The organism is Pseudomonas sp. R84, from assembly GCF_009834515.1.
Lineage (GTDB): Bacteria > Pseudomonadota > Gammaproteobacteria > Pseudomonadales > Pseudomonadaceae > Aquipseudomonas.
This window is the reverse complement of record NZ_CP019426.1, coordinates 6,035,067-6,047,517: the sequence shown is the minus strand read 5'-3', so window position 1 is coordinate 6,047,517 and position 12,451 is coordinate 6,035,067. Positions and strand designations below refer to the sequence as shown.

At 60.1% G+C, this 12,451-nt stretch carries 10 protein-coding genes; 7 read left to right on the top strand and 3 right to left on the bottom strand.

Translation table 11 applies throughout. The features are described 5' to 3' along the window. Positions 1-8: 8 nt before the first annotated feature. Entirely contained in the window at positions 9-332 is a 324-nt protein-coding gene (locus PspR84_RS26815) for a helix-turn-helix transcriptional regulator (RefSeq protein WP_160059707.1), read from the bottom strand. Positions 333-433: 101 nt separating this feature from the next. Next, a complete protein-coding gene (locus tag PspR84_RS26810; RefSeq protein WP_160059706.1) occupies positions 434-835 on the bottom strand; it encodes a lysozyme inhibitor LprI family protein in 402 nt (133 codons plus the stop codon). Between the two features lie 234 nt (positions 836-1,069). Between PspR84_RS26810 and PspR84_RS26805 the strand changes: the two genes are divergently transcribed. The 6 genes from PspR84_RS26805 (at position 1,070) to PspR84_RS26780 (ending at position 8,823) form a co-directional block, all read left to right on the top strand. Next, positions 1,070-2,047 carry a dipeptidase gene (locus PspR84_RS26805; RefSeq protein ID WP_160059705.1) on the top strand — a complete coding sequence of 326 codons (978 nt, stop codon included), beginning with the start codon at positions 1,070-1,072 and terminating at the stop codon, positions 2,045-2,047. Between the two features lie 107 nt (positions 2,048-2,154). Beyond that, on the top strand, positions 2,155-2,685 hold the full coding sequence (locus tag PspR84_RS26800; protein WP_005792152.1) for a DUF5943 domain-containing protein: 531 nt from the start codon (positions 2,155-2,157) through the stop codon (positions 2,683-2,685). Positions 2,686-2,700: 15 nt separating this feature from the next. Continuing rightward, positions 2,701-4,761 (top strand): dimethylglycine demethylation protein DgcA, encoded by a 2,061-nt coding sequence (gene dgcA / locus PspR84_RS26795; protein WP_016983627.1) that lies wholly within the window; start codon positions 2,701-2,703, stop codon positions 4,759-4,761. A gap of 112 nt (positions 4,762-4,873) precedes the next feature. Next, entirely contained in the window at positions 4,874-6,823 is a 1,950-nt protein-coding gene (dgcB, locus tag PspR84_RS26790) for a dimethylglycine demethylation protein DgcB (RefSeq protein WP_160059704.1), read from the top strand. Next, the gene (locus PspR84_RS26785; RefSeq protein WP_160059703.1) at positions 6,823-8,043 is read left to right on the top strand and encodes an electron transfer flavoprotein subunit alpha/FixB family protein; all 1,221 of its coding nucleotides are present in this window, start codon (positions 6,823-6,825) and stop codon (positions 8,041-8,043) included. Before dgcB ends, PspR84_RS26785 begins: the two co-directional genes overlap by 1 nt. A 9-nt stretch (positions 8,044-8,052) precedes the next feature. Then, positions 8,053-8,823 (top strand): electron transfer flavoprotein subunit beta, encoded by a 771-nt coding sequence (locus PspR84_RS26780; RefSeq protein WP_077574827.1) that lies wholly within the window; start codon positions 8,053-8,055, stop codon positions 8,821-8,823. A gap of 802 nt (positions 8,824-9,625) precedes the next feature. On the opposite strand, the gene gbcA is transcribed toward PspR84_RS26780, so the two are convergent. Further along, the gene (gbcA, locus tag PspR84_RS26775; RefSeq protein WP_150617784.1) at positions 9,626-10,921 is read right to left on the bottom strand and encodes a glycine-betaine demethylase subunit GbcA; all 1,296 of its coding nucleotides are present in this window, start codon (positions 10,919-10,921) and stop codon (positions 9,626-9,628) included. Positions 10,922-11,217: 296 nt separating this feature from the next. Between gbcA and gbcB the strand changes: the two genes are divergently transcribed. Further along, positions 11,218-12,318 (top strand): glycine-betaine demethylase subunit GbcB, encoded by a 1,101-nt coding sequence (gene gbcB, locus PspR84_RS26770; protein ID WP_160059702.1) that lies wholly within the window; start codon positions 11,218-11,220, stop codon positions 12,316-12,318. Positions 12,319-12,451: the final 133 nt, after the last annotated feature.

Sequence of the window (12,451 nt, the reverse complement as noted above, 5' to 3'; positions counted from 1 at the left end):
AGGGCAGCTTACAGCTCAAGCTGATTGGTGGTGATGCCGAACGCCGACGCAATTTTCTCGCGAGTGGCCTTGCGTGGCTTGGCGACTGTTTCCTGCTGGGCAAACGCCGGTTGCGAAATACCCATGCGTTTAGCGACTTCTTCCTGAGTCAGGTTGAGGTATTCGCGCCAGGCACGGATCGGTGTCGCTCCGTCGACCATCCGACTGACCACTTCATGGGGAATCAGATCGGGCTGCATTTTCTGCGCGACATATTGCGCATAGGGAATGACCACGAAGGCCGGTTTGCCCTCGGCGTCGTTGATGATTTGGATATCTGTGGGTAACTTCATATTCGGAGAAATATAAGTCTTTTATAAGATTTCAGGATCTTTGCTTATATTTCTCCCAATGCCAATCAACAAGTTTGACGGCATGTTACGAGTGGTCAGGATCACTCCTGCCCAATCGACTCCAAAAACTCCGACCGCTCATCACTCATCCGCGCCACGCAATCATTCTGCGCAATCGTGAACGCCTTGCTCCCCGCCGTCGCCGGGAACGCCTCCACCGCGCAATCAGCGTCCCGCGTTTTCAGCCACTGCTGCTGAGCCGTCTTGATCTTGGCGGTGATGTCCGCCAGTTGCGTGGCGTTTTTGCCGTACGCAGTCTGCATGCGTTCTGTCAGGCTGGCGTAGTTGTCCTTGAGCAGGTCTTCAGCGGTGGTGCGGCTGTAGGTCGAGCATTCCAGGGTCTGGACGTCGTTTTCGACGGCGTCGCACGGGTTGTTGTCGGATTCTTCGGCGGCGTGTACGCCGGTCGCAAGCAAAGCCAAAGCCAGGAAGATCGATTTCATTGTTGTCGCCGCTCTAATCCAGTGGTGTTTCCAAGATGCCGGAGATTCTGGCTCAAGCTTGCGGGCTTGAACAGGTAGCTGATCGGAGCGTCTGGCGACCCTTTGTCGCGGATTGACGCTTTCGGCAATTCCCCTGTCGTTTTTGCACCCGGTCGCCCGGGCACCGAGGCATATGCTGGCCCCAAAGCGCCGGCAGACGATTCGGCGCATGAATCGCCAATAAGGGGACGCCTGATGAGCCCAGCCGAATTACACGCCGACAGCATCGTTATCGACGGTCTGATCATTGCCAAATGGAACCGTGAGCTGTTCGAAGACATGCGCAAGGGCGGTCTGACGGCGGCCAACTGCACTGTGTCGGTGTGGGAAGGCTTTCAGGCGACCGTGAACAATATTGCTGCCAGCCAGAAGCTGATCCGCGAAAACAGCGACCTGGTGATGCCGGTGCGCACCACCGCCGACATTCGTCGTGCCAAGGAACAAGGCAAGACCGGCATCCTCTTCGGCTTCCAGAATGCCCACGCGTTTGAAGACCAGATCGGCTATGTCGAGGTGTTCAAGCAGCTCGGCGTCGGCATCGTGCAGATGTGCTACAACACCCAGAACCTGGTCGGCACCGGTTGCTACGAGCGTGACGGCGGCCTGTCGGGTTTCGGTCGCGAAATCGTCGCCGAGATGAACCGCGTTGGCGTCATGTGCGACCTGTCCCACGTCGGTTCCAAGACTTCCGAAGAAGTCATCCTCGAATCGAAAAAACCGGTCTGCTATTCCCACTGCCTGCCGTCGGGTCTCAAAGAGCACCCGCGCAACAAGTCCGATGAAGAGCTGAAGTTCATTGCCGACCACGGCGGTTTCGTCGGCGTGACCATGTTCGCGCCGTTCCTCGCCAAGGGCATCGATTCGACCATCGACGATTACGCCGAGGCGATCGAATACACCATGAACATCGTCGGCGAAGACGCCATCGGCATCGGCACCGACTTCACCCAAGGCCATGGCCAGGACTTCTTCGAATACCTGACCCACGACAAGGGCTACGCCCGCCGTCTGACCAGCTTCGGCAAGATCATCAACCCGCTGGGCATCCGCACCGTCGGCGAGTTCCCGAACCTGACCGAAACCCTGCTCAAACGCGGCCATCCCGAGCGCGTGGTGCGCAAGATCATGGGCGAGAACTGGGTCAACGTCCTCAAAGACGTCTGGGGCGAATAACGCTGACTCAAGACCGCCGCCGAACTGCCCCCTCTCCTGTGGGAGAGGGCCGGGGTGAGGGCAGCGGTCACCACTGAATCCACTATTTTTTCTGGAGTTAAGTTTCCATGGCCAAGATCGCCCCGCAATTGCCAATCGAAGTCGACAGCGAGACCGGTGTCTGGACCTCTGACGCCCTGCCAATGCTCTACGTGCCGCGTCACTTCTTCGTCAACAATCATATGGGTATCGAGGAGGTTTTGGGCGCTGACGCCTACGCCGAGATCCTCTACAAGGCCGGCTACAAATCCGCCTGGCACTGGTGCGAAAAAGAAGCCGAATGCCACGGCCTGGAAGGCGTCGCGGTGTTCGAGCACTACATGAAGCGCCTGTCGCAACGCGGCTGGGGCCTGTTCAAGATTCAGGACATCGACCTCGACAAAGGCACCGCCAGCGTCAAGCTCGAACACTCGGCATTCGTCTACGTTTACGGCAAGGTTGGGCGCAAGGTCGATTACATGTTCACCGGTTGGTTTGCCGGTGCCATGGATCAGATTCTTGAGGCGCGCGGCAGCAAGATTCGCACCGTCGCCGAGCAAGTCTACGGTGGCTCCGAAGAAGGCCACGACGACGGCCTGTTCACCGTCAAGCCGTTGTAAGTCGAGGAACCCGCCATGGCTTTCGAAGCAATGTTCCAGCCGATCCAGATCGGCAAACTGACCATCCGTAACCGCGTGCTCAGCACCGCACACGCCGAGGTCTACGCGACTGACGGTGGCATGACCACCGACCGCTACGTCAAGTATTACGAAGAGAAAGCCAAGGGCGGCATCGGCCTGGCGATCTGTGGTGGCTCCTCAGTAGTCGCCATCGACAGCCCGCAGGAATGGTGGAGCTCGGTCAACCTGTCGACCGACCGGATCATTCCGCACTTCCAGAATCTGGCCGACGCCATGCACAAGCACGGCGCCAAGATCATGATCCAGATTACCCACATGGGCCGGCGCTCGCGTTGGGACGGCTTCAACTGGCCGACCCTGATGTCGCCGTCGGGCATCCGTGAGCCGGTGCACCGCGCGACCTGCAAAACCATCGAGCCGGAAGAAATCTGGCGGGTGATCGGCAATTACGCCCAGGCTGCGCGCCGAGCCAAGGCCGGTGGCCTCGACGGCGTTGAATTGTCGGCGGTGCACCAGCACATGATCGACCAGTTCTGGAGTCCACGTGTCAACAAGCGTACCGACGAATGGGGCGGCACCTTCGAAGGCCGGATGAAGTTCGGTCTGGAAGTGCTGAAAGCGGTGCGCGCCGAGGTCGGTGATGATTTCTGCGTCGGCATGCGTCTGTGCGGTGACGAATTCCACCCGGACGGCTTGTCCCACGAGGACATGAAGCAGATTGCCAAGTATTACGACGACACCGGCATGCTCGACTTTATCGGTGTGGTCGGCTCGGGTTGTGACACTCACAACACCCTGGCCAACGTGATTCCGAACATGAGTTATCCACCGGAGCCGTTTCTGCATCTGGCCGCCGGGATCAAGGAAGTGGTCAAAGTGCCGGTGCTGCACGCCCAGAACATCAAGGATCCGAACCAGGCCACGCGGATCCTTGAAGGAGGTTACGTCGACATGGTCGGCATGACCCGCGCGCACATCGCCGACCCGCATCTGATCGCCAAGATCAAGATGGGCCAGATCGACCAGATCAAGCAGTGCGTCGGCGCCAACTATTGCATCGACCGTCAGTATCAAGGCCTCGACGTGCTGTGCATTCAGAACGCCGCGACGTCCCGTGAGTACATGGGCGTGCCGCACATCATCGAGAAATCCACCGGGCCGAAACGCAAAGTGGTGATCGTCGGTGCCGGCCCTGCCGGGATGGAAGCGGCCCGCGTTGCCGCCGAACGTGGCCACGACGTGACCCTGTTCGAGAAGAAGGAATTCATCGGCGGGCAGATCACCACCGCATCGAAAGCGCCGCAGCGTGACCAGATCGCTGGCATCACCCGCTGGTTCCAACTGGAACTGGCGCGACTGAAAGTCGATCTGCGTCTGGGCACGGCGGCCGATGCCGACACCATCATGGACTTGCGTCCGGACGTAGTGGTGCTGGCGGTCGGCGGGCATCCGTATCTGGAACAGAACGAACACTGGGGCGCCGCCGAAGGGCTGGTGGTCAGCAGTTGGGACGTGCTCGACGGCAAGGTTGCGCCGGGCAAGAACGTGCTGGTCTACGACACCATTTGTGAGTTCACCGGGATGTCGGTTGCCGACTTCCTCGCCGACAAGGGCAGCCAGGTCGAGATCGTCACTGACGACATCAAGCCGGGCGTGGCCATCGGCGGTACATCGTTCCCGACCTACTACCGCAGCATGTACCCGAAAGAAGTGATCATGACCGGCGACATGATGCTGGAGAAGGTCTACCGCGAAGGCGACAAACTGGTCGCGGTGCTGGAGAACGAATACACCGGCGCCAAAGAGGAGCGGGTGGTCGATCAGGTGGTGGTGGAAAACGGCGTGCGTCCGGATGAAGAAATCTATTACGCGCTCAAAGAGGGTTCGCGCAACAAGGGCCAGATCGACGTCGAAGCGTTGTTTGCGATCCAGCCGCAACCTTCGCTGAGCGAGGCGGGCGACGGCTACTTGCTGTTCCGCATCGGCGACTGCGTGGCGCAGCGCAACACGCACGCCGCCATTTATGACGCACTCCGGCTCTGTAAGGATTTTTGACGGCTCAGCTGCGAGCCATAAGCTTCAAGCCGCAAGTAAAAGCCCGGCAGATTTTGCTGCTCTTTCTTGCAGCTTGTAGCTTGTAGCTTGCACCTCGCCAGAGGTGACTCTGATGTTGAACACCCTTCTTCCAATCCTGTTGTTCGCAGCTATCGGCCTTGGTGTCCTCGGCGCGTTGCGGCGGGTAGCGATGTGGCGCCGGGGCCGGGCCTCGAAGGTCGACCTGATCGGCGGCCTGTTCGCCATGCCCAAGCGCTACATGGTCGATTTGCACCATGTCGTGGCGCGGGACAAATACATCGCCAACACCCACGTGGCCACGGCCGGCGGTGCGGTGGCGTCGATTGTACTGGCGCTGCTGGTGCACGGTTTTGGCCTGCATAACCGCATTCTTGGCTACGCGTTGCTGCTGATGACGGCGGTGATGTTCGTCGGCGCGATCTTCGTTTATCTGCGACGGCGCAACCCGCCGGCGCGGCTGTCGAAAGGCCCGTGGATGCGCCTGCCGAAAAGCCTGCTGGCGTTCTCGGCGTCGTTCTTTCTGCTGACCCTCCCGGTGGCCGGAATCCTCCCGGAGAACTTCGGCGGCTGGGTGCTCGCAGTCATTCTCGGGATTGGCGTGCTGTGGGGCGTGTCGGAGCTGTTCTTCGGCATGACCTGGGGCGGGCCGATGAAACACGCCTTCGCCGGTGCGTTGCATTTGGCTTGGCACCGCCGCGCCGAGCGTTTTGGCGGCGGTCGTTCCACGGGCTTGAAACCTTTGGATCTGAACGATCCGAGTGCTCCGCTGGGTGTTGAGAAACCCAAGGATTTCACCTGGAACCAACTGCTCGGTTTCGACGCCTGCGTGCAGTGCGGCAAGTGCGAAGCGGCGTGCCCGGCCTTCGCCGCTGGCCAGCCGCTGAACCCGAAAAAACTGATTCAGGACATGGTCGTCGGCCTCGCTGGCGGCACCGATGCCAAGTTCGCCGGCAGCCCGTATCCGGGCAAACCTGTAGGCGAGCATAGCGGTAATCCACATCAACCGATCGTCAACGGCTTGGTCGACGCCGAAACCCTGTGGTCGTGCACTACCTGCCGTGCCTGCGTCGAGGAATGTCCGATGATGATCGAGCACGTCGACGCCATCGTCGACATGCGCCGTCACCTGACCCTGGAAAAAGGCGCGACGCCGAACAAGGGCGCCGAAGTCCTTGAAAACCTCATCGCCACCGACAACCCCGGCGGTTTCGCCCCGGGCGGGCGGATGAACTGGGCGGCGGACTTGAACCTCAATCTGCTCAGCGAGAAGAAATCCACCGACGTGCTGTTCTGGGTCGGCGACGGTGCGTTCGACATGCGCAACCAGCGCACCCTGCGCGCCTTCGTCAAAGTGCTGAAAGCGGCGAAAATCGACTTTGCCGTACTCGGTCTCGAAGAGCGTGACAGCGGCGATGTTGCCCGGCGTCTCGGCGATGAAGCGACCTTCCAGTTGCTTGCCAAACGCAACATCCAGACCCTGGCCAAATACAGCTTCAACCGCATCGTTACTTGTGATCCGCACAGCTTCCACGTGCTGAAAAACGAGTACGGCGCGTTCGATGGCAACTACCTGGTGCAGCACCACAGCACCTACATGGCAGAAATCATTCAGGCCGGCGCGCTGAACCTCGGTCAGCACAAAGGCAACAGCGTGACCTATCACGATCCGTGCTACCTCGGTCGTTACAACGGCGAGTACGAAGCGCCGCGTGAAGTGCTGCGTGCCCTCGGTATCGAAGTGAAAGAGATGCAACGTTCCGGCTTCCGTTCGCGCTGCTGCGGCGGTGGTGGCGGCGCGCCGATCACTGACATTCCGGGCAAGCAACGGATTCCCGACATGCGCATGGAAGACATCCGCGAGACCGGCGCCGAACTGGTGGCCGTGGGTTGTCCACAGTGCACGGCGATGCTCGAAGGCGTGGTCGAACCGCGGCCGCTGATCAAGGACATCGCAGAACTGGTGGCCGACGCGCTGCTCGAAGACGCCGCGCCGAACAAGCCTGCCACGCCGGCCAAACGTGAACCTGCGGAGGCCCACTGATGAGCGACATTATCCGCCGCGACCCGCGCGCCGAATGGATTGCCCGTAACCGCCTGCATCCGCTGCACGCGGCGATGCAACCGGCGCAACACAGCTGGATGGGCCCCAACGGCGTCATTCGCAAGAACCTGCACGGCATCGGTTTTATCGGCCCCAACGGCATCAAACGGATCGATCGCAGTGGCGCGCAACAGGGCGGGGCGGTCAAACGTTCGGCGACTGTGGAAGTGCAATTGCCGCTGCATCAGGTGCCCGCGCCGGCGTTCTACATCAGCGTGGTACCGGACATGGTCGGTGGCCGCTTGAGCAGTCACGACCGTGATTTGTTTGGCCTCGCCCATCAGCTCGCCGGTAATGACGGCGCAGTGTTGGCGGTGGTCTTTGGCGAGCATAAGGAAAACGCTTTCGCGACCGCTGGCGTCGATCGCTTGCTGGTACTCGAAGGCGAGGAATTCAGCGGTTATGCACCGGAGCAACGAGTGCAAGGTTTGCGCGCTGTGGATAACCAGTTCAACCCGCGTCATTGGTTGCTGCCGGACAGCCGCAGCGGTGGCGGTGAACTCGGTCGACGCTTTGCCGCTGCACTGGGCGAACGCCCGGCGACACGGGTCTGGCAGGTCAAGGATCAGGAGTGCATCGGCCGCGCTGGCGCTGGGCTGCAAGACCTTGCCCGTCCAGTTGCGCGGTTGATTTTGGCCGCTGCCGAATGCGCCGAACCAGTCAGCGACACTCGCCACGAAGCGTTGCCGGTGGAGTTATCCACAAGCGTGGCGCGCAGTCTCTCGCGGATCGAAGATCTCGGCGCCGTGGCGGTCGACCCGGCGGCGATTCCAATGGCTGAAGCCGAATTCATTTTCTCCGGCGGCAATGGAGTCAAAGACTGGGCACTATTCCACGAAACGGCGGCAGCACTCGGCGCTACCGAAGGTGCTTCCCGCGTTGCAGTGGACGATGGCTTCATGGCGCGTGATCGTCAGGTCGGCGCGTCCGGCACCTGGGTCACCGCGCGGGTCTATGTGGCTGTGGGTATCTCTGGCGCGATTCAGCACCTGCAAGGTATTGGTGCCTGCGACAAGGTCGTGGCGATCAACCTTGATCCGGGTTGCGACATGATCAAGCGTGCCGATTTGTCGGTGATCGGCGAAAGCGCAGAGATTCTGCAGGCGTTGATCGAAGCGGTCGCGGCTTACCGCAACGAAGCCAAGCGCGATGCGGCTTAAGGAAACTTTATGAACACGAAAGTAATCAGTCTGGTTTCAATCGGCGCCCACCCGACCTCCGGGCGGCCACGCCGCGCTGATCAGGACGCGCGCGCCGTGGAACTGGGTTTGCAACTGGCTGGGGATAACCTGCAAGTGCTGCATGCCGGTGACGTTGCAGAACCGGCGTTGCGCGCCTATCTGGGCATGGGGCTTGAGCAGATGCATGTGCTGGAGCAACCGGCAGGCGCCGATGCGCTGCCGGCGCTGACCGCTTATCTGCGCGATGCCGGTGCGCAAGTTGTCCTGACCGGCAGCCAGGCGGAAACCGGTGAAGGTTCGGGGATGTTGCCGTTTTTGCTCGCCGAAGGACTGGGCTGGCCGTTGGTGGTCGGGCTGGCTCAGGTCGAGTCGATCAATGATGGTTCGGCGCTGGTGCTGCAAGCCTTGCCGCGCGGACAGCGGCGCCGGTTGAAGGTGAAACTGCCGTTTCTGGCGACTGTGGATAACGCTGCGCCGAAGCCTCGGCAGAGTGCGTATGGTCCCGCGCGACGCGGGGTCTTGCAGGCTGAAGACGTCGAAGTGGTGGACGATGAGTTGCTCGCGGTTGCCACTTTGCAAGCGGCCAAGCCACGGCCGAAACGCTTGAAGGTGATCAAGGCCAAAAGCGGGGCGGACCGGATGAAGGCCGCGACGGCCAAGGCCAGTGGTGGCGGGGGGCAGGTGCTCAAGGGCGTTACCGCACAGGCCGGGGCTGAAGCGATTCTCAAATTGCTGATTGAAGAAGGCGTCGTCCGCTGAAAAGGCCCTCACCCTAGCCCTCTCCCTCCGGGAGAGGGCTGGGCGGGCGGCGTTCCGATGAGGGCAAGCACTTTTACCCACAATCCCTGTTGGCGGATCTGTGGATAACGTGTTCGCCCCTCTCTACACCCCACGCCATTCAAGCCCTACAGCCCTCCGATCAAAAAACAACCAGCCTAAGTCACGGATTTTCAGGGCTTTTTCGCCAGGATAACTTGGAAAGTTGCCCCCAATCTCTGTTGGCGCTTCTGTGGATAAGATGTTCGCTATCCGCTGAAGCCCATACAAACCGTGGCTTTCGAAGGGGTGATCAAAAAACAGTCAATTCGTAAGTTTCCGGACTTAATTCCCGCGCAAAACCCCGATTTCACACAGCCTCCAACGCTTTTCCACAGACAAGGCAAAGTTACCCCCGAACTCTGTTGGCGCTTCTGTGGATAACGTGTTCGCCATCCTCTACAGGCCATGCAGTACGTGGCCTCCATGAATATGATCAAAAATTAACCAGTGCGTCTTGCAAACCGTGCTTCTGGATAAGTCACGATTTTTCTTCACAAATCAGTCAGTTATTTTTTCGTTCATCCACAGTTACCCCCATTTGCTGTGGGTGGGTGTGTGGATAACTTGTTTGCGGAAGGCTGGGGGGCTTGGTGGGTATAGGGTGTGGGGTGGTTGGTCAAAAATTGTGCAATCTGGTTTCAGAGATGTAATGACTTTCATGACGCCTTCGCGAGCAGGCTCGCTCCCACATTTGGAATGCATTCCACCTGTGGGAGCGAGCCTGCTCGCGAAGCTTTTGCTTTTAGCCCTGAACCGGGACACCTTTGAGGTATGGCGCAGGCTCGGCGCCGAGGTTGCTCAGTAGGCGCTCGCTGTACCAGTCGACGAAGTTGACCACGCCAAACTCATAGGTCTTCGAATACGGCCCAGGCTGATAAGCCGTCGAATTGATCCCGCGCTGGTTCTCTTCCGCCAGACGCCGGTCCTGATCGTTGGTCGCATCCCACACCTGACGCATACGCTCGACGTCGTAATCAACACCTTCAACCGCATCCTTGTGCACGATCCACTTGGTGGTGACCATGGTTTCCTGCGCGCTGATCGGCCACACGGTGAAGACGATGATGTGGTCGCCCATGCAGTGGTTCCACGAGTGCGGCAGGTGCAGGATGCGCATCGAACCCAGATCCGGGTTCTTGATCCGGCCCATCAGTTTCGCGCAGCCCTGTTTGCCGTCGAGGGTCATCGACACGGTGCCCTTGAGCAGCGGCATGCGCACTATGCGGTTGCGCAGGCCGAAGCTGGCGTGGGCGTAAGGGATCTTCTCGGCTTCCCAGGCCGCGGCGGAGGCAGCGACGTGATCCTTGAACGCCTGATCGGCGCGCGGGTCGGTGACGTCGTCCCATTCCAGCAGGGTTTTCAGCAGTTCCGGGTGCGACGCGTTGCAGTGGTAGCACTCGCGGTTGTTTTCCAGCACCAGTTTCCAGTTGGCCTTTTCGAACAAGGTGGTTTGAATCGCCACCTTGGTGTTCTCCATGTCGTACGGTTCCATGTAATGGTTCAGCGTCGACAGGAAGTCATCGATGGCCGGCGGGTTCTCGGCCAGGCTGATGAAGATGTAACCGCCGGCCGTCTTCACGTTCACCGGTTTGAGGCCGTACTGCTTCATGTCGAAGTCGGCGCCCATTTCGGTGCCGGCGAACAGCAGACGCCCGTCCAGCTCATAGGTCCACTGGTGGTAGTGGCAGACCAATTTGGCGACCTTGCCTTTTTCACTGGTGCACAGACGCGAGCCACGGTGGCGGCAGACGTTGTGGAAGGCATGCACCACGCCTTCGGCGCCACGGATGACGATGATCGGATTCTTGCCGATCTGCAGGGTCAGGTAGTTGCCCTTGGCCGGGATCTCGCAGGTCATGCCGGCGATCAACCACTCTTTCTGGAAGATCTCCTGCATGTCGATATCGAACAGCCGTTCATCGCTGTAGAACGGTTGCGGCAGCGAAAAGGTGCGCTCGCGCTCTTGCAGCATTTGTGCGGTGGCCTTGCGTGCGGGTTCCAGCGGATCGCCCAGGCTGATTTTTGCGGTGACGTCCATCGATGTGATCCTCATGGCCATCTGCGTGGCCGGCGAAAGTGGCTTATCAGGTCTGCTGTTAGAAGGTGCTACGCAAGGTGTAAAGAATCTGTTTTGGTGTTGGGGCGAGTGTGGGGCCGGCGCGGGGCGGAACCTTATCCATGGGCGACATGGTGCAATCTGTTCCCGACGCGCAACCCCCGGTGGTTGGGGGCTGGTCGCGATAAGTATGCCGATGTCGCGGATAGGTAAACGGGCGGTTCGCGCTATACGCAGAATCGCCGACATGAGGCCGACAGTCGGCCGTGGAGAACAGCATGTCCAACAGCTTCCTGAATCCGGTCACCACCCAGACCTGGGCCAATGGCCGACACATCGTCCGTTGCGTCAAAGTCATCCAGGAAACCTGGGACGTGCGCACCTTCTGCTTCATGGCTGACCAGCCGATCCTGTTCTTCTTCAAGCCCGGGCAGTTCGTGACCCTGGAGCTGGAAATCGAAGGCCAGCCGATCATGCGTTCGTACACCATCTCCAGCTCGCCGTCGGTGCCGTACAGCTTTTCGGTGACGATCAAGCGCGTGCCGGGCGGCAGGGTTTCCAACTGGCTGCACGACACACTTCATGAGGGGCAGGAGCTGGCGGTGCACGGGCCGGTCGGGCTGTTCAATGCCATCGACTTCCCGAGCCCGAAAGTGCTGTATCTCAGTGGCGGCGTCGGTATCACGCCGTGCATGTCGATGGCGCGCTGGTTCTACGACACCAACGCCAACGTCGACATGACCTTTATCCACAGCGCGCGCTCACCGAAAGACATCATTTACCACCGCGAGCTGGAGCACATGGCGTCGCGGATCGACAACTTCAGCCTGCACCTGATTTGTGAGAAGCATGGCTTGGGTGAACCGTGGGCCGGTTATCGCGGTTACCTGAACCACAAGATGTTGGAATTGATGGTGCCGGACTTCCTTGAGCGCGAAGTGTTCTGCTGCGGGCCGACGCCTTACATGAATGCGGTTAAGCGGTTGCTGGAAGTGGCCGGTTACGACATGTCGCGTTATCACGAGGAATCCTTCGGCGCCACGCCACCGGAAGCCCGTGCTGATGCGGTGGAGCAAGCCGAGCAGGCTGCGGATGCACCGGAAATCGATGCGGCGGATCTGCATCAGGTCGAATTCACCTCGTCCGGCAAGAGCATTCGTGTGGCACCGGGCGAGACGGTGCATGCGGCGGCGGCCAAGCTGGGCTTGATGATTCCGAAGGCGTGCGGGATGGGGATTTGCGGGACGTGCAAGGTGCTCAAGCTGGGCGGCGAGGTGGAGATGGAGCACAACGGCGGGATTACCGAGGACGATGAGGCTGAAGGGTTTATCTTGTCGTGCTGCAGTGTGCCTAAAGGCGACGTCCGAATCGATTTCTGACTGGGCGATTTTATGCGTTCGGCTTACCCCTCACCCCAGCCCTCTCCCAGTGGGAGAGGGAGCCGACCGAGGTGTCTGGCGTCCTGCATCGACCTGAACGACCTTATCGATTATGGATTCGGTAGAGCAGTTG